Here is a 26,720-nt window from a genome sequence, read left to right as displayed (position 1 = left end):
TCCAACAGCGCGGCGTTGCGGATCCGATGTTGAGAAATCCCCTCCTCAAGGCGCACCTCCAGGCGACGGTTTTTCCGGGCGAGGGCGTCCTGCTGCTGTCGGAAGACGGCGGCAAGGCCCTGCACGGCGCCGCGTACGAGGGGATCATGCCCTTGCTGGATGGCCGGCACACCACCGACGCCATCGTCGACGCGCTGGCCGGACGGGTGGACGCGGCCCGTGTCTACTACGTGCTGGGACTGTTGGAGCGGGCGGGGCATCTGGTGGAGGCGGCCCCGGATCAGACGGGGGCGGAGGCCGCCTATTGGCATGCGGCTGGCGTGGACGCGCCGGCCGCATGCCATGCCCTGGCGGCCCGGCGCGTGGCGGTGATCGCGGTGGGGGCGGCGGATGCCGGCCCCCTGCGCGCCGCCCTGATGGCGGCCGGCCTGCAGGAGGTGGCGGCCGATGGGGCGGATCTGTGGATCGTCGCGGCCGACGACTATCTGCATCCGGAGTTGGCGACCATCAACGCCGCCGCCCTGGCCAGCGGCCGGCCCTGGCTGCTGCTGCGCGCGGGCGGCCGGGAGCAATGGCTGGGGCCGCATTTCGTGCCGCACCAGACGGGATGCTGGTGCTGTCTGCAGCGGCGCCTGGCCCGCAACCGCGCCCTGTTCCGCCTGGCCGCCGACCAGCAGGGGCGGGAGACCCCACAGCCGGTCCGGGCACTGCTGCCCGCTGTCCATGCCGCGACCTGCCATAACGCCGTGGCCACCGCCGCCTTGATCCTGGCCGGTGCGCCCTGCGGCCTGACGGGACGGGTGCTGAGCCTGGACCTGACCACCCTGGCGCAGCAGGCCCACGTCCTGGTGCGCAATCCGGCCTGCCCCGCCTGTGGCAAGGCCCCGGTGCCGGTGGCCCGTCCCCTGGAACTGCGCATGGGCACGGCGGCCTTCCGCACCGACGGTGGGCACCGCAGCGTCGCGCCTGAGACGACACTGGCCACATACGGGCACCTGGTCAGCCCCATCACCGGCGTGGTGTGCGCGTTGGAGCGGGCCGGGCCGGCGGGCGAGGGCCTGACCCATGTCTACACCGCGGGCACCAACGCCGCCCGCCCCATGGAAAGCCTGCATGACCTGAAGCGCAATTTGCGCAGCAACGCCTCCGGCAAGGGGGTGTCGGAGGCCCAGGCCAAGGCCAGCGCCCTGTGCGAGGCCATCGAGCGTTACAGCGGCGAACTGTCGGGCGGGGAAGTGCGCATCGCCCGCGCCTGGCGGGACTGGGACGTGGGCCAAGCCATCCACCCCAACGCCGTCATGCGCTACAGCGACGCCCAGTTCGCCGACCGCGCGGCGCAGAACGCTCGGGGATCGGCCTTCAACGTCACGCCTCATCCGCTGCCGGACGACGCGGTCATCGACTGGACGCCCGTCTGGTCGCTGACCCAGCAGCGGCACCGCCACCTGCCCACGCAGCTGTTGTACTACAACGTCCGGAGCCGCGACGCGCCGGACTTTTACGCCGTCGGCTGTTCCAACGGCAGTGCCGCCGGCAACACCCGGGAAGAAGCCATCCTGCAAGGCTTCTTCGAGCTGGTGGAGCGCGATGCCGCCGCCATCTGGTGGTATAACCGCCTGGCGCGCCGGGCGGTGGCGGTGGACGGCTTCGGCGATCCCTACCTGACCCAGCTGCGCGACCATTACCGCGACCGCTACGGGCGGGAGGTGTGGGCCCTGGACCTGACCACCGACCTTGGCATCCCTGTGTTCGTGGCCCTATCGCGCCAGGTGGGAACACCGGTCGAGCGCATCCTGATGGGGATGGGCTGCCACCTTGACGCCCGCATCGCCTTGCAGCGCGCCTTTGCCGAGATGAACCAATTGCTGGACCTGGCCGATGACGGCCAGGACGCCCAGCTGGAGGAACCGGACACCGTGGCCTGGTTGACCGGCGCCACGGTGCAGAACCAACCCTATCTGGTAGCCGACGGGACCCGAGCGCCGGTACGGCTGGCGGACTTTCCGGTGCAGCACACCGGCGGTTTCCTGGCCGATATCGACCATTGCCTGTCCATCCTGGACCGCGCCGGGCTGGAGATGCTGGTGCTGGACCAGACGCGGGCCGAGGTGGGCCTGCCGGTGGTGAAGGTGGTCGTGCCGGGCCTGCGCCACTACTGGGCCCGTTTCGCGCCGGGGCGGCTTTACGACGTGCCGGTGCGCATGGGCTGGCTGGACCGGCCGTTGGCCGAGACTGAACTGAACCCCATTCCGATTTTCATGTGATGGGGCGCTTGAAGGGGGCATTCGGGGGATGAGCAATCCGATTTTCCGCAAGGCGGCCTTGGACGGCCTGTCCTCGCCGGAACAGCTGAACCAGTTGGTCCAGGTGACGCCGGCCCGTGCCTGGATCGCCCTGTGGGCGTCGGCCGCCATCCTGGCGGTCATCCTGGCCTGGTCGGTTTTCGGCACCCTGCCGTCGCGCATGGCGGGGCGGGGGGTGCTGATCCATGACGGCGGCACCTTCAATGTCGTGGCGGTGGTCGATGGCGTCGTGGCCGACATGGAGCATCTGAGCCCCGGCCAGCACATCGCCAAGGGCCAGGTGCTGGGCCGCATCATCGACCCGGCCCTGGCGCAGCAGATCGTCTCGGCCGAGGCCTATGTGCGCACGCTGGCCACGGCGTCGGGTCCGGGCGCCCAGGAGACCCGCGCCCAGGCGCAACAGGAGCTGGACCGCCTGCGCTTCGAGGCGGCGCTGGACCACCGGGTGATCAGCGACCATGACGGCGAGGTGGTGGAGGTCATGGCCACCAACGGCCACGCCGTGAAGCCCGGCGACCCCATCGTCAGCATGGAGTATGGGGAGTCCCCGCTGCGTGCCGTGCTGTACCTGCCGCCCTCCAGCAACGCCAAGTTGCTGCGGCCGGGCATGACCACGGAAATCTCCCCCGTCACCAGCCTGCGGGAACGCGACGGCTATCTCATCGGGCGGGTGCGGTCGGTGTCCAAATACCCGGCGACCCAGGCGGGCATGCTGGCCCTGCTGCCCAACCCCGCCTTGGTGGATGAGCTGGCGCCCGAGGGGCCGCCCATCGCGGTGGAGGTGGATCTGGTGCCGGATGCGCGATCCCACAGCGGCTACCGCTGGTCGTCCCCCGCTGGCGACACGCTGGAGATCAGCAGCGGCACCCTGTGCACCGGCAGCTTCGTGCTGGAAAGCCGGCGGCCCATCGCCCTTATCTTCCCCTTCCTCGATCACCGGGCGGCGCGCAACTGATGGCCCTTTTTCCGTTCAAACGCCGGACGCGCACGCCGACCATCCTGCAGATGGAGGCGGTGGAGTGTGGTGCCGCCAGCCTGGCCATCATGCTGGCCCATTACGGCCGCCACGTATCGCTGGAGGAGTTGCGGGCCGCCTGCGGCGTCTCCCGCGACGGCAGCAAGGCCAGCAACGTGGTCAAAGCCGCACGCGCCTACGGCCTGACCGCCGGCGGCAAGCGCTATGACATCGGCCAGTTGCGCCAGGCGCCCTTGCCCGCCATCGTCTTCTGGAACTTCAACCATTTCCTGGTGGTGGAGGGTTTCGGCAAGGGGGTGGTCCACCTCAACGACCCGGCCACGGGCCCCCGTCAGGTGACGGATGCGGAGTTCAGCGAGGGCTATACCGGCGTCACGCTGGCCATGGCGCCGGGGCCGGAGTTCCAGAAGGGCGGGAACGAGCCCAGCCTGACCCGGGCGCTGGCCCGCCGCCTGCGCGGCGTGCGCGCCGCCTTCGCCTTCGTCGTCATCGCCACCCTGGCCCTGGTGCTGCCCGGCCTGGCCCTGCCTGTGTTCACCCAGATCTTCATCGACGAGATCCTCGTCAAGCGCCTGGACGGCTGGTTGCAGCCGCTGCTGCTGGGCATGCTGGTCACCGGTCTGCTGCGGATGGGCCTCACCGCCCTGCAGCAGTCGCAACTGCTGCGGCTGGAAACGCGGCTGTCGCTGCAGTCCTCCGCCAGCTTCTTCTGGCATGTGCTGCGCCTGCCCATTGAATTCTTCAATCAGCGCTATGTCGGCGACATCAGCGTGCGCGTGGCCGCCAACGACCGCGTGGCCCAACTGCTGGCCGGGGATCTCGCCACCAACGCTGTCAACGTCCTGTCCGTCGTCTTCTATGCCGCCATCATGGCCACCTACGACGTGGGCCTGACCCTGGCGGGCTTGGCCATCACCGCGCTGAACCTGCTGGTGCTGCGGGCCATCGCGCGAAAGCGGCGGGACGACAATCTGCGGCTGCTGCAGGACCGGGGCAAGCTGATGGCCGTCACCATGGGCGGGGTCGAGACCATCGAGACCCTGAAGGCCACGGGCGGGGAGGGCGACTTCTTCGCCCGCTGGTCCGGCCATCTGGCCAAGGTCATCAATGGCGAGCAGCGGCTGGAACTGAACACCCGGCTGCTGGCCGTGCTGCCCAACCTGCTGAACGCCCTGGTCGCCGTGGCCATCCTGGGCCTGGGCGGCTTGCGCGTCATCGACGGGCGCATGTCCATCGGCATGCTGGTGGCCTTCCAGGGGCTGATGGCCAGCTTCACCCAGCCGGTGAGCAATCTCATGGGCCTGGCCGGCAAGCTCCAGGAGGCGCAGGGCGACATGGCCCGCCTCGACGACGTCCTCAACTTCCCGGCCGACACGGGACCGGTGGCGGAAACGGCCCAGGTTGGGGAGATGGCGGGCCGTCTGGAACTGCGCAACCTGCGCTTTGGCTACAGCCGGCTGGAACCGCCCTTGATCGAGGATTTCAGCCTGACGCTGGAACCCGGCCGCCGCGTCGCCCTGGTGGGCGGCTCGGGCAGTGGCAAATCCACCGTGGCGCGCCTGGTGACCGGCGTGCTGAAGCCCTGGGAGGGGCAGGTACTGCTGGACGGCATCCCGCGGGAGCGGATCGCCCGTGACCGGCTGCACGCCACCCTGGGCAGCGTTGACCAGGACGTCTACCTCTTCGCCGGCACCATTCGCGACAACCTCAGCCTTTGGGACGGGACCCTGCCGCAGGAAGACATGGTTGGCGCCGCCCGCGACGCCGCCGTCCACGACGTCATAGCCGCCCGTGCCGGCGGCTATGACGCCCCGGTGGAGGAGGCGGGCGCCAACTTCAGCGGCGGGGAGCGCCAGCGGCTGGAGATCGCCCGCGCCCTGGCCGGCCGGCCGCGCGTGCTGGTGCTGGATGAGGCGACCTCCGCCCTGGACCCGGTGACGGAGAAGATCATCGACGGCAACCTGCGCCGGCGCGGCTGCGCCTGCCTGATCGTGGCCCATCGCCTGTCCACCATACGCGACTGCGACGAGATCATCGTCATGGATCGCGGACGCATCGCCGAACGGGGCAGCCATGACGCGCTCATGGCCCTAGGCGGCCGTTACAGCACCCTGATCGCGACCGACCAATGACCGACACCCTTCCGGACCAACGTATATCAGCCAAGGCCCAGGCCGACGGCCGCATGTTCGCCTCCGCCATCGGCGATCTGGCCCAGGTGCTGGCTGGGCCGGAGGCGGGCACCGCCGTCCTGCTGGGCACCGGCGACGCCTTGGTCGACGCCTGTCGCCAGGTCTTCCGCGCCGCCGGCATCACGCCGGCCGTGTCGGCGCCAGCCGGCGACGACCCCATCCAGCGCCTGGAAAGCCTGGCCCGCCAGGCCGGCGCCGCCTGGCGCGTCGTCGCCCTGGCCGGGCGCGACTGGTGGCGGGACGGCGCCATGCCCTTGCTGGCCTTTCGCAAGGACGGCGCCCCCGTGGCCCTGCTGCCGGCCGCGCGCGACGGGTTGTGGCTGTGGGACCCGGCGGCCGGCACGCGGGTGCGGCTGGACGCCCGGCAGGCGGCCGGGCTGGAGGGCCAGGCCTTCGCCTTCTACCGCCCCCTGCCGGATGAGCCGATCACTCTATGGGGCTTGGCGCGCTTCGCCCTGCGCGGCAGCGGCCGCGACATCGCCCGCCTGCTGCTGCTGGGCGCCGTGGGCGGGGTGCTGGGGCTGGGCGTGCCCATGGCCACCGGCGCCCTGATCAACACCGTCATCCCGGCGGGGGAGCCGGGGCGCCTGGGTCAATTCATCTTGCTGCTGCTGACCGCCACGCTGGGTGTCAGCGCCTTTGAGCTGACCCGCGCCATCGCCCTGTTGCGGGTGGACGCGCGGGCGGCCATCGGCGTCCAGGCGGCGGTGATGCAGCGCGTGCTGCGATTGCCCGCGCCCTTCTTCCGATCCTACGCGGCGGGTGACCTGACCCAGCGCATCTTCGGCGCCACGCAAATCCTGCACAGTATCAGCGAAAGCGCCCAGTCGGCCCTGATCAGCTGGATCTTCAGCCTGGCCAGCTTCGCTTTCCTGTTCACCATCGACTGGCGTCTGGGCCTGCTGGTGGCCGTGCTGGCCGGCATCGCCATGGCGGCGGCGGTGGGCATCAACCTGCTGCGCCTGCGGCTGGAGCGGCGCATGATCGCCGTGCAGGGCGACCTGGCGTCCCGTGTCTTCCAACTGCTGACCGGCATGGCCAAGCTGCGCGCCAATGGGGCGGAGAAGCGCGCCTTTTCCCTATGGGCCAGTCGCTTCGCCCAGCAGAAGACGCTCAGCTTTGGCGTGCAGCGCCTGGCCAACCGGCTGGAGGTGTTCAACGCCGGCTATGTCGTGCTGGCCTCCCTCTGCCTGTTCGCGGCGGTTGAGGGGGCCGCCCCGCTCAGCACCGGGGCCTTCGCCGCCTTCAACGCCGCCTTCAGCCAGTTCTTCGCCGCCACCCTGGCCATGACCATGGCGCTGACCAATGCGCTGAGCGCCGCCCCCCTGTACGAACGCCTGCGTCCGTTGCTGCGGGCGCTGCCGGAACCCAACCGGGTGCAGGCGGCCCCCCGGCCCTTCACCGGCGCCATCGATATCAGCCATATCAGCTTCCGCTACAGCGCCGACGGCCCGCTGATCCTGGACGACGTGTCCATCAACGTCCGCCCGGGGGAATTCGTGGCCATCGTCGGGGCGTCCGGGTCCGGCAAATCCACGCTGTTCCGCCTGCTGCTGGGGTTCGAGCGGCCGCAGGGCGGCGCCATCTATTACGACGGCCAGGATCTGGCGGGGCTGGACCTGGGGGCGGTGCGCCGGCAGCTGGGCGTGGTCCTGCAGAACGGCAAGCTGATTCCCGGGCCGCTGTCATCCAACATCATCGGCGCCTCCACCCGCCTGACGGTGGATGACGCGTGGGAGGCGGCACGCCTGGCCGGCCTGGACCAGGACATCCGCGCCATGCCCATGGGCATGCACACCGTGATCGCGGAAGGGGCCGGTGTCATCTCCGGCGGGCAGAGGCAGCGCCTGATGATCGCGCGCGCCATCGCCGGTCGGCCGCGCATCCTGCTGTTCGATGAGGCGACCAGCGCGCTGGACAACGCCACCCAGGCCATCGTCACCGAAAGCGTGCGCGACCTGCGGGCCACCCGCGTGGTCATCGCCCACCGCCTGTCCACCATCATGGAGGCCGACCGCATCTTCGTCATGGACCAGGGGCGCGTGGTGGAAAACGGCAGCTATGCTGACCTTATTGCCCGGGGCGGCGTTTTTGCCGATTTGGCGCGGCGCCAGATGGTGTGATCCTCATCCTTGCCGACAGGGTGATGGCGGGCGAACTGTCCGTCACCAACGGGAGGAACCGGACCATGACACGCACCATCACGGAAAAGCGCGCGGCCTTCCGCGCCCTGCATCAGGACGGCTGTTTCCTGCTGCCCAACCCCTGGGACGTGGGCAGCGCTCGCTTGTTGCAACACCTGGGCTTCAAGGCCCTGGCCACCACCAGTTCCGGCTACGCCTGGACGCAAGGCCGCCCGGACTATGGCGTGACGCGGGATGAGGTGCTGGAGCATCTGCGCGCCCTGGCGCCGGCCACCGACCTGCCGGTGAACGCGGACTACGAGTTCGGTTTCGCCCATGAGATCAGCGATCTGGCGACCAACGTTCGCTTGGCGGTTGAGGCTGGTGTCGCCGGCCTGTCGGTGGAGGACATCCGCGCCGATGGCCAGTCCGGCCATTACGACACCGCCACGGCCGTGGAACGTGTCCGCGCGGCGCGGGACGCCATCGATGCTGTCGATCCCAGCGCCGTTCTGGTCGCCCGCACCGAGATTCTGCTGGCCGATACGTCCCGCGTGGCCGAGGCCATCGACAAGATGGTGGCCCTGGCCGACGCGGGCGCCGATTGCCTCTATGCCCCCGGCCTGGTCGATAAGGCCGATGTCGTGGCCCTGGTCCGCGCCGTGGCGCCCAAGCCCGTGAACCTGCTGGTCATGCGCCCGGGCCCCAGCCTGGCGGAAATCGCCGACTGGGGCGTGCGCCGGATCAGTGTCGGCGGTGGGCTGGCGCGTGCCGCCTGGGGCGGTTTCCTGCGGGCGGCGGAGGAACTGAGGGCCGGCTCCTTCGACGGCTTGGCGGCCGGCGCCTCCGGCAAGCAGCTCAACGACGTCTTTGGCGGCTTCAGCCGAGCTTGAGCGACAACTCCACATCCTCGCCGAAGGGCAGGGAGAGATAGCCGTTGGCGGGATCGCGCACTCGGGCCAGGTAGTCCGGGCTGTGGTCGGCGTTGTCGGCGAGGATGTAGGCGCCCGGCCGCAGGTGGCTTTCCACCAGATCCAGGATCTCAGGATACAGGGCCTTGGCGCCGTCCAGCAGCAGCAGATCTATGGTCTGCGGCAGGTCGACGGCCAGGGTCTTCAGGGCGTCGCCCTCGCGGATCTCCACCAGGTCGATCAAGCCGCCTTCCATCAGGTTGGCCCGGGCGCGGGCGACCTTGGACGCCTCGAACTCCGTGGTGATCAGCCGGCCGCCCCCATTGTCGCGCAGGGCCGCGGCCAGATGCAGGGTGGAAATGGCGAAGGAGGTGCCGAACTCCACGATGGTGCGGGCGCCACCGCCGCGCGCCAGCATGTACAGCAGCGTCCCCGCCTCGCGCGACACCGCCAGGGGCATGTCCTTCAGGGCGCTGTAGAACGCGCGATACTCCGTCTTGCTGCGCATCAGGCGGGTATGGTCGCCGCGCGCCATAAGGTCGGCCAAGGCGGGAATGGAGGCGGGGGTGATCCGGGCGGCCTCCGCGAACAGGCCGTCCAGCAAGGGGGCCACGGGGGCGGTGGTCAGGGTGCTCATGAAAGGAAATCCGTTTTGAAAGGGCGCGGTCTTGCGCCGCCGTCAAAATACGACTAATTCGTCATGTTCCCTATTCGCATTGCCCCAGCCCGCCATGCCCGACCGCGCCAGCCCCCGCATTTCCTCACGAAAGCAGCCGCGGCAGGCCCGCTCCGCCGGGCTGGTCGCCACCATCCTGGAGGCGGCTGTTCAGGTTTTGGCGAAGGAGGGGGCGGCCCGCTTCACCACCGCGCGGGTGGCGGAAAAGGCGGGCGTCAGCGTCGGGTCGCTGTACCAGTATTTTCCCAACAAGGCCGCCATCCTGTTCCGCCTGCAAAGCGACGAATGGCGGCAGACCGCCGACATGCTGCGCGCCATCCTGGAGGATCGCGCCCGGCCGCCGCTGGACCGGCTGCGCGCCCTGGTCCACGCCTTCCTGAAGTCGGAGTGTGAGGAGGCGGCGATGCGAGGGGCCCTGGCCGATGCGGCACCCCTCTACCGCGACGCGCCGGAGGCCAAGGAGGCGCGGGGATCGGCCGACGGCGTGGTCGCCACCTTCATGCGCGAGGCGCTGCCCAACGCGTCCGAGGCCGTGCGCGGCATGGCCGGTGACCTGATCAAGATGACCGTGAGCCAGGTGGGCAAGGACTTCTCCGAAAGCCCGCGCACGGACGCGGAGATCTCGGCCTATGCCGACGCCATGGCCGACATGTTCTGCGCCTATCTGCGCAGCCTGGATCGGAGCGGCCCGGATCAGGCCTGAGGCCGTATACGAAGTTACGTCCTATCCCGCCGTTTTCGCTTGGTTTTAAGGTGGCGCGCGGCCCCGGTGGCGGGGCCAGGTTCGGCCATGTGGGACCTTTAGGATGCGGACCGGGGCGATGGGCCGGCGGCTGGCCGGCGCGCTGATTTTCCTGATGGGCACGACGGGGCTGGCCGGCGCCTCGCCATGGGGCGAGGTGGGCGACAACCAGTTGCGCGGCGATATCGAGATGCTGGCGGCGGCCGGCCTGATCGACGGCGTCACCACGCAGTGGCCCTTGCCCTGGACGGCCATCGTGCCCGCGCTGAAGGCCGTCGACCTGGACGCCCAGCCGGATGCCGTGCAGGCGGCGGCCCTGCGCGTGCTGGGCCGCGCCACGCGGGAGAACCGGCCGGGCTTCAGCGCCAGCGCCAGCCTGGACCTGACCAATGCCCCGGCGCTGGTTCATGGCTTCGACAGCCTGGGCCGGGGGGAGGGGCAGACCCAGGTGGCGCTGTCCTACAGTTCCAGCACCATCTCCGCCCGCCTGGCCGTGGGCGGCTTCACCCAGGATTTCAAAACCGGCGCCACCAAGCTGGCGCTGGATGACAGCTATCTGGCGGTGAAGGCGGGTGACGCCTTGGTCTACGGCGGCTGGCTGACCCACTGGTGGGGCCCCGGCTGGATTTCCGCCCTGACCCTGTCCAACAACGCCCGGCCCATGCCCCAGGTGGGTATCCAGCGCCTGGACACCTCCGCCTCAACCTGGCCGGTGCTGGAATGGCTGGGCCCCTGGCAGGCTGAGTTCTTCCTGGGCCTGATGGATGGCCCGCGCCTGCAGAAGAACACCGTGTTCGATGCGCTGCGCGTCACCGTCAATCCGGCCCCGGGCTTGGAAATCGGACTGGCGCGGACGGGTGAGATCTGCGGCCAGGGCCACCCTTGCGACCCGGCGGAGTATTTCCAGCTCAACAACTCCCCCACCGACGTCAACAGGACCAATGACGAGGGCGTGGTGGACATCAAGTACAGCCATGACCTGTGGGGCGTGCCCGTCCAGGCCTATATGCAGCTGATGAACGAGGACAGCTCCCCCATCACCCATTCCGGCACCAGCCATTTGTTCGGCGCCACCGCCTTCGTACCCCTGGCGGGACGCCCCCTGAGGCTGACGGCGGAGTACGCCGACAGCATCTCCACCACCGACATCTTCAGTTTCGCCAGCCGCATCTACGGTTTCTCCTACACCAACGGCGGCTACCCCGATGGCATGCGCTATCGCGGCCGCACCATCGGCTTCAGCCTGGACGATGATTCCCGTCTGCTGTCCCTGCAGGGCAGTTGGACCGACGCCGACGGCTGGACCTATGAGATGACGCTGCACCATGCCGTCATCGGCACGGCGCAGTCGGTCGGCGCCAACATCGTCAGCCCCGTCCCCGTCAAGGTGAACATCCTGGAAGGACGCCTCAGCCTGCCGTTCCGCCACTTCACCCTGGATTTGCGCGGCAGCGTCCAGGACGATCAGGCCCGGCCGGACCACGGCTTCCTGCCAGCGGTGGAGGCGGCGTTGCGCATCGCCCTGTGAGGGGGGCGCGTAAAATAGCGCCGGCTCATGGGAATAAACCCGCCATCCGCATCCGTCATGGGAAACGAAGGGAGACATCTCCCCGTTGCCTGCCGGAGGATCCATGCCGTCCATCGTCGCCTGCGCCAAGACCACGACCCCGCGCGATCGCGTCCGCGATGTCGCCGCCGGCCTGTTCGCCGACAGGGGCCTGGATGGGTTCAAGATGCGGGATCTGGCGCAGCGCCTGGGCGTCAGCGTCATGACACCCTACCGCTATTTCGAAAATAAGGAGGCCATCCTGGCCTGCGTGCGCGCCCACGGCTTCGCCTGCCTGGCCGACGCGCTGGACCAGGCGCGGCCCGACGGCGGGCTGGAGGAGCGTGTGGCCAGCCTGGCCACGGCCTATGCCCTCTTCGCGGTGGCGGAGCCCGCGCGCTACCGGCTGATGTTCGCGCTGGCGACCACCCAGGCGCCGGGCGTGGCGGAGGTGCGGCGCCAGGAACGCCGGGTGGAGGACGCCTTCGCCGCCCATGCCATCGGCTTCGCGGCGGCCGGCCTGTCCTGCGCCGATCCGGCCGCCCTGGGCCGCCTGCTGTGGTCCACCCTGCACGGCGTGACAGTCCTGCATCTGGGCGGACAGCTGCCGCAGGCGGATCTGGCAGCCGCGCTGCGCCGGACCACGCGATCGCTGACCATCGCCTGTGCCGGAAGCACCCCCGGCGCCGCTCCCGAAGTTCCCGCGTGACCATGACGGCGCCGCAGCCGTTGCGTGTGTCCGAGCCGCCCCGCATGGAGGCGGTTGAGGTCGCGCCGCCACCCCCCCGCGTCCGGTCCCGCCCATCGCCCAAGCGCGCCCTGGACGTGGTCTTCAGCCTGGCGCTGCTGCTGGCCTGCCTGCCGCTGCTGGTCCTGATCGCCCTGCTGATCCGCCTGGACAGCCGGGGGCCCATCCTGTTCCGCCAGCAGCGCATCGGCCTGGCGGGGCAACCCTTCCATATCGTGAAGTTCCGCACCATGCATGTGCTGGAGGACGGCGCCGACGTGGTTCAGGCCATCGAGGGCGATCCCCGCGTCACCCGGGTGGGCGGCATCCTGCGGATCACCAGCCTGGATGAGCTGCCGCAGTTGCTGAACGTGCTGTCGGGGGAGATGTCTCTGGTGGGCCCGCGTCCCCACGCCGCCGCCCACGACGATTATTATAGCGCCCGCATCCCCAATTATCTCTACCGCCAGAACGTGCGGCCCGGCATCACCGGCTGGGCGCAGGTGAACGGCGCGCGCGGGGCGACGCCCCAGGTGGCCGACATGCAGGCGCGGGTGGATTTGGACGCTTGGTACGTCGATAACGCCAACCTGGCTTTGGACCTGAAGATCCTGGCCCGCACGCCCCTGGTGGTGCTGAGCCGGCGCAAGGCCTGCTGAGGGGCTTGGCACTATTTCGAACGCATAGCGGTTGCCTGGGGGAATAAACACGGAAGGCCATCCGTCTTAGGGATGAGAGGACGGTGATCCACCGGGGAATTGGCCCCTGGGATGCCGGCGAAGATGGACGTAAGCTGATGCGGCGAAGGTGCGGGCGCGGGGTTCCCCCATTGGTTCGACATGTTTCGTGTCTGGTCCCGTGTCGGAGAGAACCCTAGGCCGTGACCCAACAGTTCGCGAATGCCCTGGTCATGCAGCTGCCGGCGCTGCGGCGATACGCCTTGGCGCTGGTGGGCAATGCCGCGCTGGCGGATGATCTGGTCCAGGATTGTGTGGAACGCGCGCTGCGCCAATCAGCGCAATTGCGGGAGTTGCCCCGCATCTCCGGCTGGCTGCGGCGTATCTTGCGGAACCTCTATACCGACGAGATCCGCCGTGGCAACAGCCGGGGGAGGAGCAGGACATCACCGAGCTGGCCGACCATGTGGAACTGAGCGCGCCGCCGACCGACGTCGGCTCCGCGCGGGACTTCGTGAAGGCCCTCGGCCGGCTGACGCCGGAGCATCGGGAAATCCTGCTGCTGTCCAGTGTCGAGGAACTGAACTATCGCGAGATCGCGGAGGAGTTGGACATCCCGGTGGGTACCGTGATGTCGCGCCTGGCGCGGGCCCGTGAGCGGTTGCGTAGCGTGATGCAAGGCGAGGGCGCGGAGATCATCCCGCTGCCCCTGGGCCAACAGCACCCAGTATCGAAAGACCGGAAGTGAGCGACCATACCCCCAACCATCCCTCCATCGCGGAGGTCGACCTGCACGCCTTCCTGGATGGCGAGCTGCCGGAAGACCGCGCCCGCGTTGTCGAGGCCGCGATCCTGGCGGATCCCGCCCTGGCGGAACGCCTGGCCGGGTACGAGGCCGACAAGGCCATGATGAAGCGGCTGTACAGCCCGCTGATCGACCGGCCGGTGCCCCAGCACCTGATCGACCTGGCGCAATCCGTCGCCGGCCAGCCAGCCGCCCGGCCCTGGGCCGACTGGCGCCGCCTGGGCGCCGTGGCCGCCGTCGTGCTGCTGCTGGCGGGCGGCGGCGCCTATCTGGCGGGCCGCCCGGCGGGAGACGTCGTACAGATGGCGCTGGCGGCGCGCGACGTACCGGCGGTGGTTCCGAGCGATCTCGCGCCCTACAACGCCGCGCTCAGCCGCGTGGTGGCTCTGAACATCAAGGTGCCGGACCTGACGCGCGCCGGTTATCGGCTGGCCGGCGTGAAGGTTGAGGGGCAGGCCGCCACCGTGGCCTATCGCGACGCCGACGACCGGCTGTTCACCATCTACCTGCGCCATTCCGACGGCACGGTGCGCTTCGACCAGTTCAAGCGCGACAACCTGCGCGTCTGCGTCTGGCAGGACGACCAGCTGAGCATGGTCATGGCCGGCGAGATGTCGGCCGCCGTGATGCAGAAGCTGGCCAGCATGGCCTATGTCGGCCTGACGGCGTGAGGCCTAACGAATGGATCTGGCAGACAGGCTGTCGGGGCTGAACAGGGTGGCGGGGTGCGGGGCGGTGACGGTGTAGGGTGTCGCCTCGCCATTGAAGGCGAAGGTGTAGGCGTAGCCGCCCAGTTCGAAGTCGTGGATGAACTGGCTGCCGATCACCACCGCCGGCACGTCCGGCATGAGGTACATGGTGGCCTGCCCGAACTTCCACAATTTGCCTTGCTCGTCCCAGGAATCCCCATAAACCGCCATCCAGGTGTCTTCGTCGAGGTAGAGCCGCCGATGCGGGACAACGTCATGCGCGCCAGCGGCCAAGGTGCCGTCGACCACCCAGACGCGGTGCAGCTCATAGCGCAGCGCGTCGGGGTTGGGGTGCGTGCGGCCCAGCACCTCGCTCACCGGTTTGGCGTACAGGCGGTTGTTGTTGTAGGGCACGAACATCTCGGCCTTGCCCACCAGCTTGAAGTCATAGTGGTCCAGGCCGCCGAAGAAGATGTAGTACTCGTCCTCGCTCATATAGCCGGCGGCGTCGGTGTCGGGCACGTCGTAGGAGATGGCCGGCGCCTTGCGCACCCGATGCTCGCCCGGCAACAGCCGCCAGGCGGCGAAGTCGTGCCGCTTGATGTTGATGGGTTGCCAGTTCAGATAGCCCTCCCCAACGCGCGAGGCCGGAGCCACCGCCAGGTGCAGGGTCTTGAAGTAATAGCCGCCGTAACTGTCCGGCGTGGCGTCGCGGTAGTAGTAGGGGAAATCGGCGACCTCCCTGTAGCCGCTGGCCTTTTCCACCACCCCGTCCGCCGGCACCACATAGGTGCTGACCGTCACCTCGCGCGCAGGGCCCCAGTAGGCCAGCAGGTGGTTCCACATGGCCTGGAACCCGTCCTTCGGGATGGGGAAGGGGATGCCGCCGACGGCGCCCTCGACCCCATAGGCGATGCCTTCCGGCGCCGGCCGGGCGCGGGTGGCGTTGCGCAGGATGTTGTCATAGACCCAGTCCGGCGCCGCGGCGGTGCGGTGGCTGGGATAGATGTCCATGCGATAGTCGGCGTCCCGTTCGAACAGGCGCTTGGCCCCCTCCGGCAGCCGGTCGGCATAGTCGCGGAAATTCTTGGCGGTGATGGAAAACAGCGGCTTTTCCGCCGCGAACGGGTCGGGACGCGGGCCCGTCGGCGCCGCGCCCGGCGCGCTCAACCCGCCCGTCCAGGCAGGAATGCTGCCGTCCGTGTTGCCCGCCCGCTCCGCCCCGACCGGGGTCAGGCGGGACTTCAGCTGGGCGGCCTCCTGCTCGGTCACCTGGGCGTGGGTGCTGACGGGGCGGCAGGCCAGCGCCAGGGTGGCCAGCAGCACGGCGGCCAGCGATTTGGGGGACAGGACGGCAGTGGATCGCATGGGCTCGCGTACGGGGCGCCGGCCTATCGGGCGCTTGAAGGTGTCGTGGGCATCGCGTCGACGGGATCGGGCCTCAAACCCGGCTTTCCCGTGTTTCCGCCGGCGACGGCGATGGGTGCCGGGGATCATGGCGCGCGGACCCGGTCGACACAAGCGGCATGTCACGCCAGCGCGTCCTGTCGCAGGCTATGGTAGTGTCGATGCATCAAGCCTTTGACGGAACGAACCAAAGCGCAATGGCATCCCGCCTTTCCAGCCCCTGTGCCCGTTTTTTGGGGATTTGCCTTCCCGCCTTCTGCCTGGCCGCGTCCACCGCTTCCGCGGCGGAACTGTATGCCGGGGACGGCCTGGATCTGCGCTGGGACAACACCGTGCGCTACACGGTGGCCGACCGCGTCGGCCCCCGCGTCGGCGCCTTGCTGACCAACACCAACTGGGATGATGGCGACCGCAATTTCGGCCCGGGCCTGGTCTCCAACCGGCTGGACCTGCTGTCGGCCCTGGACCTGGGCTGGGGTGAGTGGGGCGTGCACGCCAGTGCCGCCGCCTGGTACGACACCGCCTACCAGGGGCGCACCGACGATGCGGATCCGCAGGCCATGAACGCCTCCACCGCCACGCCCGGCCATTTCGCCCCGGCGGTGCGCGACCTGCAGGGCCAGCACGCCGAGTTGCGCGAGGCCTTCGCCCGTGGCGCCTTCACGCTGGCCGGCATGCCCGTGTCGGTGCGCGTGGGACGGCAGGCGCTGGTGTGGGGCGAAAGCCTGTTTTACGACACCAATTCCATCGCCGCCGCCATGGCGCCGGCCGACTACAGCCGCGCCGTCGGCGGGCCCAGCGCCTACACCAGCGATATCTACCGGCCGGTGGGCCAGGCGGCGCTGACGGTGCAGCCTTGGCCCGAGGTGGCCCTGTCCTTCTACGACCAGTTCGAATGGCGGCCCACGCGCCAGGCCGGCAGCGGCAGCTATTTCAGTTACCTGGACTATCTGGGCGCTGGCGCCGACCGCTTCTATGTCGGTTCCGGCCGCTATTTGGCCCGCCAGGATGACCGCACGCCCAACGCCGACGGGCAATTCGGCGTGTCGCTGCATGCCACCCTGGACGGCGTGGACTATGGCTTGTACGCCCTGCGTTACAACGCCGTGGACCCGCAATACGTCGTGGGTCCGGACGGCGACGCCACGGGCCCGGGGGCGGCCGGCTATTACCGCCTGGTCTATCCCGGCAGCGTTCGCCTCTATGGCGCCAGTTTCAGCGCGTCCTTGGGCGACAACACGGTGACGGGCGAGGTCTCCGCCCGCCATAACATGCCGCTGGTCCTGCCGCCGCCCTTCGTGAACGGACCGGTGACGAAACGATACGCCGCGTACGTCCGGGGCGACATGGTGCACGGCCAGCTGTCGCTGACCACGGCGCTGGGCCGGTTCGGCCTGTGGGACAGCGCGGATGTGAATGCCGAGGCGGTGGTGGACGATGTGGTGGGTGTCGTGCGCGACGATGACGGCAACCAGTGGCACCAGGTCGCCACCAAGGCCCGCGTGCTGTTCGAGCCGCACTATTTCCAGGTTCTGCCCAACCTGGACCTGACGGTGCCCCTGGGCCTGGGCTACAACATCACCGGCCACAGCCTCAGCTACTACGCCCAGAACGCCGGCGCCGGTGACCTGACGGTGGGCGTGACGGCGACATACCGCAGTGTATGGAAGGCCAACCTGACCCTGACCCATTACATCGGCGCGCCCAGCCAGCAGTTGCTGGCGGATCGCGATTTCGTGGCCCTGGGTCTGGAACGGACGTTCTAGCTCATGCTGCGCAGGCGCGCAGGCGTCAGAATGTCGGCCGCGCCGCCATCCAGCAGGCGCGCCACCTTGGCCACCACCTCGTCCGCCGCCTGGGCCTGCATGTCCACGCTGCCGCCGGCGATGTGTGGCGTCAGGAAGACATTGGGTAGACGCCGCAAGGGGTGGCGGGGCGGCAGCGGTTCCTGATCGTAGGTGTCCAGACAGGCGAAGATGTCGCCCCGGCGCAGGCGGTCCAACAAGGCCCTGGGCTCGATCAGGCCGCCACGCGCCACGTTGATCAAGACGGTGCCGGGGCGCAGGCGCGCCAGTTCAGCCATCCCCAGGGTGTGCCGGGTGGCGGGCGTCAAGCCGCGGTGCAGGCTGACGATATCCGCCGCCAGCACCTGGTCCAACGCGGCGGGCTGGGCGCCCGCCTGCCGTATCCCGGCCTCGTCCGCGTTTTGGGACCATGCCAGCACCTGTGCGCCACAGGCGGCCAGCCGCCGGGTGAAGGCCTGGGCGTTGGCGCCCCAGCCGACCAGGCCCACCGTCGCGCCGGCCAAGTCCCGTGTCTGCGGCGGCCTGCCGCCACCGCCATCATCCAGGCGCGCTTTCAACCGTTGAGCCCAAGGCAGCAGGCCAAGGCGCCGTAACGCCGGCTTCAACCGTTTCGCCAGGCCGCGCAGGCCCTCAGGCAGTGGCACCACGCCCCAACCACCGCCGCGCATCACCGCGTGGCCGTGAAAGGCGCGGCGGCGGCCCAGGATGGCCAGGCCCAGCGCGAACTCCGCCACGCTCTCGGCGTGGGCGTCGCTGGCGTTGACCAGGGCGATCCCCCGGGCCAGCAGGCCATCACCGCCCAGGCGGGCGACCGACAGGCCGGCCAAGCCCACCACCGCCAGGTTGGGCAGGCGATCCAGCAAGGCGGTGTCCAGCCCCCCGGCGCCGCGCCCCAGCAGCGCGGCCACCACGTCCGGCCGCGCGTCGGTGACATCGGCTGGCGTGGTCAGGCGATGGCCGGCCAGCAACGGCGCCAGCGCCGCGCCCCAGTGCCCGGCGACCAGGACGGTGCGTTCAGGCGGGGTTGGCGCGGCGGGCGCTGCCGCCAGGGGCGGTGTGACGGCGCCGACATGGCCGCGCTCGATCAGCTCACAGAGGTGCAGGGACGGGACGAGGGCGGCCAGGCTGTGCGGCGGCTCCGTCCCCGTGCGGATGGCGTCCAGGAAGGCGTCGTGCTCCAGGGCGAAGCTGGCCATGCCACCGGGGAAGGCGGTGGTGAGGGGCTGGCCGCCGGCCTGCACCGTCAGCGCCGTCTCCGTGACGGTGCAGCTTTCGCCGGCGGCGTGGAAAGCGTAGTCCTCGCGCCGGGAACCGGCGGCGTTGTCGCAGAGGAAGGCGGCCTGGGCGCCGCCCGGCCAGCGCATCAGGGCGCTGAAGGTCTCGCCCGAAGCATGGGCCGCCAGATGGTCGGGCGGGCCACCCATCATCCACAGCAGGGCGTCCAGGGCATGGATGCCGTTGGCGCTCAGCCAGCTGGCGGCGCCGAAGCCCGGCGCTTGGCCCGTCATCGGCTTGTGGAAGACCGCTTCCGCCTGGCGCCATCCGGCCAGCCCGGCGCGAGCCCGCGCGGCGCGCAGGGCGGGGTAGAAGCGGCGGTTGTGCCCGCCCACGGCCACCAGGCCGCGCGCGCGGGCGAGGTCCGCCATGGCCTGGGCCTGGGTGGCACTGGGCGCCACCGGCTTTTCCACGAACAGGTGTTTGCCTTGGGTCAGCGCCCTTATTCCGTATTCGTAATGAAGTTGGGCGCTGGCGTAGATGTGGACGGCATCGATGTCGTCGCGGGCCAAGGCGGCCGCCGCGTCGCCGGTGCTGGCGCCAAATCCGAAGGTGACGGCCGCCGTCTCCGCCCGCGTCCGCTCCAGATCGCAGATCAGCGCCAAATCCACCAGCCCGCGGTTGCGCAGGCCCGCCAGCACGGGCAGGTGCACATGGGTCGCCATCGGGCCGGCGCCGATGACCAGGACCCTCAGGGGCCGAACGGGGGCGGAAATCGCGGAAGGCATCATCCCAAGGACGGATGGCAGGGGCCGCTTATTCCTTGTCCGGCGAAATATATAGTTGCGGTACCCGACCGTGATTTGTGCCAAGAAATCAGCATGTAACCGGGGATTCCTCATCATCATGGACAGGCGCGGCGCAGGGTGGGAATTGACCCGGTCTGCCTGGGATTTCTTCCAGGACTTCCGCGCCCACGCCCGCGGCGACGGGCTGAAGGCCGCGCTGCTCATCACGCTGGGGGCGGGGCTGGAGGGCGTGGGCCTGGTGCTGCTGGTTCCCCTGCTGGATCTGGTGATGGGCGATGGTCACGGCGGTTGGATGGCGTCGCTGGCCGGCCGCCTGCCTTGGCATTCCATTGGCGACGGTCCGCTGGCCCGCCTGCCGCCCTTGCTCGCCTGCTTCGCCTTGCTGGTGGGGCTGAGGGCCGTGGTGCTGTGGCATCGCGACGTGTTGCTGGCCAGCTTGCGCATCGGCTTTGTCGAGGAACAACGTACCCGCCTGGTGGCCCGGTTGATCGCCGCGCCCTGGACGCGGCTGTCGGCCCTGCCGCACGCCCGGGTCAACCATCTGCTCAGCAGCGACATCATCCTGACTGGCGCCTGCGCCCACTTCATGCTGCAGGGCGCCACCTCCCTGTTCCTGCTGCTGGTGCAGTGGGGGCTGGCCTGCCTGTTCTCCCTGCCGTTGGCCGCGATAACCGGCGTGCTGCTGGCGGCGGCCACCTTGGCTCTGCTGCCGCAACTGGCACGCTCGCGCCGCCTGGGGCGCGAGGTGGCCGACGCCAATCTGCACCTGGCCACCAGCGGCGCCCAATTCCTGGGGGGGCTCAAGCTGGCGCTCAGCCAGAATATGCAGCAGCGCTTCGCCGATGAGTTCAACGGCACCCTGGGCCGGCTGATGGGCCGCCAGGTCGCCCTGACCCGGGAACAGACCAAGGCGCAACTGGCCTTCACCACGCTGGCGTCCCTGGCGGGGGCCGCCGCCATCGTGGTGGGGGTCTGGGCGCTGGACGTGCCGCCGGCGGTGCTGATCGTCTTCGTGTTGGTGCTGGCGCGGATGAGCGCGCCGGCTGCCCAGTTGCAGCAGGGCGCGCAACAGTTCGCCAACTTCCTGCCGTCCTACGAGAAGATCCGGGCGCTGGAGGCGGAGCTGGCCGGCGCCGCGCCGCCGATGGCGGCCGAGATCGGGGACGGCGGCGCTTTCGCCGGCCCGCAACCCATCCGCTTCCACCAGGTCAGCTATCGCCATCCCGGCGGCGACCGGGGCGTGTCCGGCCTGGATCTGACCCTTGAGGCCGGCAGCTTCGTGGGGGTGACGGGCGCCTCTGGCGCCGGCAAGACCACCTTCGCCGATCTGCTGGTTGGCCTGACGGCGCCCGATACCGGCACCATCACCGTGGGCGACCGGGCCCTGGCCGGTGCCGCGCGGCGGCAATGGGCGGCCGCCATCGCCTATGCCCCGCAGGACACCTTCCTGTTCCATGACAGCATCCACGCCAACCTGGCCTGGGCCAACCCCTCGGCCAGCGAAGCCGACATGCGCGCCGCCCTTGGCCTGGTGGGCGCCAGCGCCCTGGTGGACCGTCTGGAACAGGGGCTGGACACGGTGGTGGGCGCTCAGGGCGGCCTGCTGTCGGGCGGGGAGCGCCAGCGCCTGGCCCTGGCCCGCGCGCTGATGCGCGAGCCGCCTTTGCTGGTGCTGGACGAAAGCACCGGCGCCATCGACATTGCGGGCGAGCGCGCGCTGCTGGCCGGCCTGGCGACGCTGCCGTGGCGGCCCACCATCGTGCTGATCGCCCACCGGCGGGAAAGCCTGGTGCTGTGCGACCGTGTCCTGGAATTCGCCGAGGGCCGTATCATCGCCGACCGCCGAATGGGTAGGCCCGCCGCTCAAGCGTCGGCCCACAGGGCGCGGTAGCTGGCGGCGATCGCCTCCAGCCGCCGCAGGCCGGCAGCCAGGTTCGGGATCTGGGCGGCGCGGCGCGATGGTGCCTTGGGCAGGGCGGCCAGCGTGGGGATCAGGGCATCCAGGTCCGCCACCACCTGGGCATGTCCCGCCTCCGCCAGGTGGCCGAAGGGGCCGGTGGCATCGGCGCTGAGGAACAGGGCTGGCACGCCGAAGGGTACCGCCTCCGCCGCCACGCCTGAGGCCAGCGACACCACGGTGTCCATATGGCGCAGTAAGGCCGGCAGCGGCAGGGCCGAGGCGGGATCGATGCGGATGTTCAGGCCGCGCAACGCCAGCAACCGGGCAAAGCGCCGGTCGTCTCCGGGGCCGGCGGCGGGGTGCCGGCGGATCCACCAGCGCCATTCCGGCGGGCCCGTGGCGATGCGGTCGGCCACGGCATCCCAAATCGCGGACGGACCTGTGGTTTGCAAGGCCACCAGGATATCGCGCTGGGCATCGCCGCCGGCGGCCTGGCGGAACCGTTCGTCCCAGGCGCGGGTGCGCGGGTCGGCATCGTCGAGAAAGGGGCCCAGGCGGGGATGGCCGCCGGCCAGGGCCTGGTGCCAATGCCCATCCGCCCAGGTGCTGATGTGGGCGGCATCGGCCGGGTCCCAGGTCCAGAACAGCGCGGGCAAGGTGGTGTAGCCTCGGGTGCCGGCGCCCGCCCAGCCATAGGCCTTGTGCCGCCCGCCCTGGGGGCAATGCTGCACGTCCACCGACAGGATTCCCCGCCGCCGGCAGGCCAGCGCCAGGGCGGAACCGAGGCCGGCATACCAGGTGGTGGTGAAGGCCAGGCGCGGCTGGGCGATGTCCAGCACCAGGCCTAGGGCCTGGGCGGTGGCGCGCAAGCCCATGGCCCGGCGTGCCAGGCGTTCCCGGCTCAGCGACGGCGCCGGCACGCCCTGGCGGGCCAGGAAATCCAGCACATCCCCATGGTCCGGCAAGTCCAGCGGCGTGCGGGCCAGCGGGGCTAGCGCCCGGGCCGTGCTGGCGATCAAGTCGACGGCCAGGGCGGGGCGGCGCCAGGGCGCGCGCTGGCCGGGCTGCAGGTGCAGGCAGCGCGCGCCACTCCCCTCCAACAAGGCCATCAGGGGTTCGCCATAGCGATCCTCCCAGGCGCCGTCGATGCGTTCCACCGACACGCCATCGCCCAGGAACAGGATGTCGGCCCGGTAGGGCCGAAGGATGACGTTGTCCCGGCGGCCCAGCGTCGCCAGCGGCTGGGCCAGGGTGCGCAAGCCGCGTGCGACCCGGGATGGCCGGCCGGCCTCGGGGTCGGCCACATGCTGGCGGTAGAGGTCCAGGTACAGGTCCATGCGCGCCGGCGGCCACAGATGGGCGTCGCCGCTGGTCCAGCGGCTGACGGCGAAGCGTGCCTCGATCTCCGCCACCAGGGCCAGGTACTGGGTGTGGAAGGGTGTCGCCATGGCCGCCTACCGGGCCGCCAACTCATCCATGCGCGCCCGCCATGCCGCTTCGATCTTCAGGCGCATCTCATCCCACATGCTGTGGGATTCCCGGGTGGAGCGGGTCCAGGCGCCCTTCAGGTGGTCGGTCTCGTTGAAGCGGTGGATCTTGCGCCGCGCCTCCAGCCCCTCCAGCGCGCGGCCCAGGGGGCTGGCCAGCAGCCATTCCCCGGCGCGCTTAAGGGTGGTGGTGTAAGGAACACAGTTCAGGCTGCCTAACGGCGCCCCCACGGCGTTGGGCAGCCAGTCGGCCGTCCAGGCGTTGGCCTCCCGCACCGTCTCGTACACGTCCAAGCCATACAGCGGGATCATCTGGCACAGCTCCTGCGCGTCATACAGGCTGCGGCGCGCCAGGGGCAGGGCTGCCAGCGACAGGAAGGTGTTGGGGCAGAACAGGCCGTTCGCCAGCTTGGCGTCCATCAGGGCCAGCAGGCGGCAGAAGGCGCGCGTGCGCCACATGGTGCCGGCGTCGGTCACCAGCAGGAAGTCGATGTCGCCGTCGGGGGGGAAGTTGCCGGCGGCCAGCGAGCCCGTCATCGCCACCATGCGCACGTTGGGCAGGCTGGCCAGGAAGCGGGCATAGCACCGCGCGGTCGGCCATTGCCGGCGCGACAGTTCCCGCCGGGTACGGCGGATGGCGAACAGGTCGGTCCGGCCGCGCAGGGCGTGATAGGTGCCGTCCGTTTCCAGATGGCGGGCCAGGGCCGGGCCGCCCAGCGCGTGCTGCACGTCGCCCGGCGTGCAGCGGATGCCATGCAGGTAGCGGTGGATTTCAGGCACGGACACCGGGAAATGGAAAATATCCCGGTAGGCGATCGTCGAGTAAATCGCCGTTTCCAGTTTGTTCATCGTAAGGACGATGGTCATGAAATCCCCTGTCGGCCAATCAATATTGGCGTCCGTGCATTCGGATTATTTATTTTAAAGGGCGCATTGTTTATTTTATTTATGCTGGATATGCTGCGCCATCGATGTTTGATTTTTGGTGGGTCATGGCCATCCGACACAAGGTCGTCCTTTACAACCCCGCGGCTGTCTTCCACACCATGCCGCTGGGCCTGCTGGCCATCGGCTCCAATCTTGATCCCGCGCGCTTCGACGTGCGCATCATCGATGCGCGGATCGAGGCTGACCCCTTGGGCGCGGTGCTGCGGGCCATCGACGGCGCATTGTGCTTTGGCGTCACCATGCTGACCGGTCGGCCGCTGGGCGACGCGCTGGCCATGCTGCGGGCGGTGAAGCGGGCGCGGCCCGACCTCACCACCGTGGCCGGCGGCTGGCATCCCTCCCTGTTCCCGGTGGAGACGCTGGACGAACCCAGCATCGATATCACCGTGGCGGGGCAGGGCGAGCGCACCTTCGCGGAGATCATGGATCGTCTGGCCGAGGGCGGTGATGTTGAGGGCATCGCCGGTGTCGCCTACCGCGACGGCGACCGTGTGGTGCGCGCCAAGGCGCGGCATCTGGAAAGCCTGGACGCCTTTGCCCCGCCCAACTTCGACCTGATCCCGGTGGAGCGGTATTTCGAGCTCAAGGGCCGGCGGCAGCTGGACTACATCGGCTCCATCGGCTGCAACTTCCGCTGCGCCTTCTGTGCCGACCCCTTCGTCTATGGTCGCGACTGGAAGGCGACCTCGGCCAGCCGCATGGGGGTGGAGATCGAGGCGCTGTGGCGCCGTTATCGCTTCACCGACCTGAATTTCCAGGACGAGACCTACTTCACCCACCGCCACCGCGTGGCCGACATCTGTGAGGAGTTCTTGCGCCGGGGGCTGGACTTCACCTGGGCCGGCACCATGCGCGCCGACCAGGGCGTGCGCCTGCCGGACGAGATCTGGCGCCTCTGCGTCCGGTCCGGCCTGCGCCGCGTGCTGGTGGGGGTGGAGACCGGGTCGCACGAGATGATGAAGCGCATCAAGAAGGACACCACCATCGACGCCATCCTGGAGACGGCGGCCAAGTGCCGGCAGCACGACATCGCCGTCATCTTCTCCTTCATCGTGGGTTTCCCGGAGGAGACGGAGGAACAGGTCGAGGCGACGCTGGGCTTGATCAAGACCCTGCGGGCCATGAGCCCCAAGTTCGAAACCCCGCTGTTCTATTACAAGCCCTATCCCGGTTCCGCCCTGGCCGCCGCCGTGGCCGACCAGACGCCGCGTACCCTGGATGACTGGGCGCGGTTCGACTATGTGGCGGGACCGGCGGGCACCTGGGTGCCGCCGCACCTCTACCGCCGCATCGAGCGCTTCAAGTTCTACAACAAGTACGCCGCAGGTACCGCAGCCACTGGTCAAGGTGCTGGCCGCCTGCTGCGCCGGGTGGCGCGTTGGCGCATCGACCATGACGTCTACGCGGCACCGGTGGAGAAGTTCCTGGTCCAGCATCTGCGCCCCGAACCCTCCCTATCCTGAGACCTGTTCCGCGACGTCGACCACGGCGGCGCCGACCGGCGCCTCCTGGGCTGCGGGCTTGGGCCGCAAGGCCATTTCCCAGGCGCGTTCGAACCCCGCCGGCGACAGGGCGCGGCGCACGAAGGCGGCCCCTTTGCGCGCGGCGTCGGCCCATAGGTCGGCATAGGCCTCGGGCTGCGTCAGGTAGGGGCCCCACTGGTCCTCGGACAGCGTCAGGGGATATCCCGGCGCGCGCAGGCCCTCCATGGCCGTGCGGTTGCCCAGCACGGGGCAGCCCCAGGCCCAGGCCTCCGCCACCTTGGTCTTGATGCCGCCGGCCACCAGCGCCGGCACCAGGGCGATGCTGCCGGGCCGGTAGACCTGGGCCAGATCGTCGGCGTAGCCGTGCCAATGCACGCCGGACACGTCGGCCAGGGGCCGCATCTGGCGGCCGTGGATGTGCAGGGGGGTGGTGGGCCGCAGGCGGCGCCATTGGTCCAGCAGGAAATCGATGGCCGTGCGGTTCTGCAACTGCCGGTCGCTGCCGATGAAGACGAAGCGCAGAGGTGTGGGGCCGTGCCCCCAAGGCTCCGCTTTCAGGGGCACGCCCGGCGGGATGGCGCGCACCACCGCCGCGTTGTCGGCTGGCACCCGCTGGCACAGCATCTGCCGTTCCACCGGCGACAGCAGCACCGTGGCGCTGGAGGCCAGCATCACCTCCCGCTCCGCCGCCGGCAGGGTGCGGGCCTCATAGGCCGTCACCAGGCGGGCCAAGGGCCCTTCCGCCAGCCGCCGGGCCCAGCGGGGGAAATGCGGCCCTACATGGCCGGTCAGTAGGGGCAGGCGGTGGTGGCGCAGATAGGTCATGCGCCGCGACATCAGGTCGTCGAAGTCGGTGACGATGTGCAGATCGGGCAGGATGCGGCGCAGGGCGCGCAGCAGGGTCTGGCAGCGCACCGTGTCGAGATAGACCGCGTCGAAGGCGCCGGCCGCGATGCGCGCCGCCACCCGCTCCGCCTCCCTCGGGCCGGCGTACAGCAGGCATTGCAGGGGCGGCGGGCGTCCAGACGCCAGGCCCGCCAACCACGCGGCCGCGGCGCCCAGGCGGTCGGCCCTGCCGCCCTGCAGCACGGAATGCAAGGTGATCACCTCCACCGTGTGCTGGCGGCGCAGGGCCACCAGGATGTGGCCCATGATGGGGGTGCGGCCGTTGCGCTGGGCCAGGTCGCGGGTCGTCACGAAAGCGATCCGCAAGGCGGGTCTGGAATGGCTGTCCATGGGGCTACCTGAGGCGGGCGCATCCCATGTGCGCCTATCCCCAGGACGGATGGCGGTGCCGG

General features: G+C 69.9%; 21 protein-coding genes. 15 read left to right on the top strand and 6 right to left on the bottom strand.

Going from position 1 to position 26,720, the window contains the following annotated elements:
• The first annotated feature begins 26 nt into the window (after positions 1–26).
• From UAA55_RS00410 to UAA55_RS00390, 5 genes are all read left to right on the top strand, one after another.
• Positions 27–2,264 carry a TOMM precursor leader peptide-binding protein gene (locus tag UAA55_RS00410; protein WP_322950697.1) on the top strand — a complete coding sequence of 746 codons (2,238 nt, stop codon included), beginning with the start codon at positions 27–29 and terminating at the stop codon, positions 2,262–2,264.
• 28 nt (positions 2,265–2,292) lie between these two features.
• Positions 2,293–3,258, top strand: a complete 966-nt coding sequence (locus UAA55_RS00405) for an NHLP bacteriocin system secretion protein (RefSeq protein ID WP_322950696.1) — start codon at positions 2,293–2,295, stop codon at positions 3,256–3,258.
• The gene (locus UAA55_RS00400) at positions 3,258–5,411 is read left to right on the top strand and encodes an NHLP family bacteriocin export ABC transporter peptidase/permease/ATPase subunit (protein WP_322950695.1); all 2,154 of its coding nucleotides are present in this window, start codon (positions 3,258–3,260) and stop codon (positions 5,409–5,411) included. Before UAA55_RS00405 ends, UAA55_RS00400 begins: the two co-directional genes overlap by 1 nt.
• Positions 5,408–7,594 (top strand): NHLP bacteriocin export ABC transporter permease/ATPase subunit, encoded by a 2,187-nt coding sequence (locus UAA55_RS00395; RefSeq protein ID WP_322950694.1) that lies wholly within the window; start codon positions 5,408–5,410, stop codon positions 7,592–7,594. Before UAA55_RS00400 ends, UAA55_RS00395 begins: the two co-directional genes overlap by 4 nt.
• 65 nt (positions 7,595–7,659) lie before the next feature.
• On the top strand, positions 7,660–8,487 hold the full coding sequence (locus UAA55_RS00390) for an isocitrate lyase/PEP mutase family protein (RefSeq protein ID WP_322950693.1): 828 nt from the start codon (positions 7,660–7,662) through the stop codon (positions 8,485–8,487).
• Here UAA55_RS00390 and UAA55_RS00385 read toward each other — a convergent pair.
• Complete coding sequence (locus tag UAA55_RS00385; protein ID WP_322950692.1) at positions 8,474–9,142, bottom strand: O-methyltransferase; 669 nt, start codon at positions 9,140–9,142, stop codon at positions 8,474–8,476. The genes UAA55_RS00390 and UAA55_RS00385 overlap by 14 nt on opposite strands.
• A 94-nt stretch (positions 9,143–9,236) precedes the next feature.
• On the opposite strand from UAA55_RS00385, the gene UAA55_RS00380 reads away from it, so the two are divergent.
• The 7 genes from UAA55_RS00380 (at position 9,237) to UAA55_RS00350 (ending at position 14,349) form a co-directional block, all read left to right on the top strand.
• The gene (locus UAA55_RS00380; RefSeq protein WP_322950691.1) at positions 9,237–9,884 is read left to right on the top strand and encodes a TetR/AcrR family transcriptional regulator; all 648 of its coding nucleotides are present in this window, start codon (positions 9,237–9,239) and stop codon (positions 9,882–9,884) included.
• A gap of 103 nt (positions 9,885–9,987) precedes the next feature.
• Entirely contained in the window at positions 9,988–11,451 is a 1,464-nt protein-coding gene (locus UAA55_RS00375) for a capsule assembly Wzi family protein (protein ID WP_322950690.1), read from the top strand.
• 103 nt (positions 11,452–11,554) lie between these two features.
• A complete protein-coding gene (locus tag UAA55_RS00370; protein ID WP_322950689.1) occupies positions 11,555–12,178 on the top strand; it encodes a TetR/AcrR family transcriptional regulator in 624 nt (207 codons plus the stop codon).
• Between the two features lie 2 nt (positions 12,179–12,180).
• Positions 12,181–12,855, top strand: a complete 675-nt coding sequence (locus UAA55_RS00365; RefSeq protein ID WP_322951907.1) for an exopolysaccharide biosynthesis polyprenyl glycosylphosphotransferase — start codon at positions 12,181–12,183, stop codon at positions 12,853–12,855.
• Between the two features lie 221 nt (positions 12,856–13,076).
• Entirely contained in the window at positions 13,077–13,349 is a 273-nt protein-coding gene (locus tag UAA55_RS00360; RefSeq protein ID WP_322950688.1) for an RNA polymerase sigma factor, read from the top strand.
• On the top strand, positions 13,340–13,621 hold the full coding sequence (locus tag UAA55_RS00355; RefSeq protein ID WP_322950687.1) for an RNA polymerase sigma factor: 282 nt from the start codon (positions 13,340–13,342) through the stop codon (positions 13,619–13,621). Before UAA55_RS00360 ends, UAA55_RS00355 begins: the two co-directional genes overlap by 10 nt.
• Complete coding sequence (locus UAA55_RS00350; protein ID WP_322950686.1) at positions 13,618–14,349, top strand: anti-sigma factor family protein; 732 nt, start codon at positions 13,618–13,620, stop codon at positions 14,347–14,349. Before UAA55_RS00355 ends, UAA55_RS00350 begins: the two co-directional genes overlap by 4 nt.
• Positions 14,350–14,352: 3 nt before the next feature.
• Here the strand turns inward: UAA55_RS00350 and UAA55_RS00345 are convergent, their stop codons facing one another.
• A complete protein-coding gene (locus tag UAA55_RS00345; RefSeq protein ID WP_322950685.1) occupies positions 14,353–15,735 on the bottom strand; it encodes a DUF1329 domain-containing protein in 1,383 nt (460 codons plus the stop codon).
• A gap of 272 nt (positions 15,736–16,007) precedes the next feature.
• Between UAA55_RS00345 and UAA55_RS00340 the strand changes: the two genes are divergently transcribed.
• Positions 16,008–17,540, top strand: coding sequence for a DUF1302 domain-containing protein (locus UAA55_RS00340; protein WP_322950684.1), 1,533 nt, complete (start codon positions 16,008–16,010; stop codon positions 17,538–17,540).
• On the opposite strand, the gene UAA55_RS00335 is transcribed toward UAA55_RS00340, so the two are convergent.
• Complete coding sequence (locus tag UAA55_RS00335; RefSeq protein WP_322951906.1) at positions 17,537–19,582, bottom strand: NAD(P)-dependent oxidoreductase; 2,046 nt, start codon at positions 19,580–19,582, stop codon at positions 17,537–17,539. The genes UAA55_RS00340 and UAA55_RS00335 overlap by 4 nt on opposite strands.
• Positions 19,583–19,727: 145 nt before the next feature.
• Between UAA55_RS00335 and UAA55_RS00330 the strand changes: the two genes are divergently transcribed.
• On the top strand, positions 19,728–21,494 hold the full coding sequence (locus UAA55_RS00330; RefSeq protein WP_322950683.1) for an ABC transporter ATP-binding protein: 1,767 nt from the start codon (positions 19,728–19,730) through the stop codon (positions 21,492–21,494).
• Here the strand turns inward: UAA55_RS00330 and UAA55_RS00325 are convergent.
• Together UAA55_RS00325 and UAA55_RS00320 are read right to left on the bottom strand one after the other, a co-directional pair.
• Positions 21,467–22,951 (bottom strand): hypothetical protein, encoded by a 1,485-nt coding sequence (locus UAA55_RS00325; RefSeq protein ID WP_322950682.1) that lies wholly within the window; start codon positions 22,949–22,951, stop codon positions 21,467–21,469. The genes UAA55_RS00330 and UAA55_RS00325 overlap by 28 nt on opposite strands.
• A 6-nt stretch (positions 22,952–22,957) precedes the next feature.
• Complete coding sequence (locus tag UAA55_RS00320; RefSeq protein WP_322950681.1) at positions 22,958–23,857, bottom strand: hypothetical protein; 900 nt, start codon at positions 23,855–23,857, stop codon at positions 22,958–22,960.
• A 125-nt stretch (positions 23,858–23,982) separates the two neighbouring features.
• Between UAA55_RS00320 and UAA55_RS00315 the strand changes: the two genes are divergently transcribed.
• On the top strand, positions 23,983–25,401 hold the full coding sequence (locus UAA55_RS00315; RefSeq protein WP_322950680.1) for a B12-binding domain-containing radical SAM protein: 1,419 nt from the start codon (positions 23,983–23,985) through the stop codon (positions 25,399–25,401).
• On the opposite strand, the gene UAA55_RS00310 is transcribed toward UAA55_RS00315, so the two are convergent.
• Positions 25,393–26,619, bottom strand: coding sequence for a glycosyltransferase (locus tag UAA55_RS00310; protein ID WP_322950679.1), 1,227 nt, complete (start codon positions 26,617–26,619; stop codon positions 25,393–25,395). The genes UAA55_RS00315 and UAA55_RS00310 overlap by 9 nt on opposite strands.
• Positions 26,620–26,720: the final 101 nt, after the last annotated feature.

Origin of the sequence: Nitrospirillum guanabarense (assembly GCF_034653355.1) — a bacterium.
In the GTDB taxonomy this organism is placed as follows: domain Bacteria; phylum Pseudomonadota; class Alphaproteobacteria; order Azospirillales; family Azospirillaceae; genus Nitrospirillum.
This window is presented reverse-complemented; position numbering and strand designations above follow the sequence as displayed.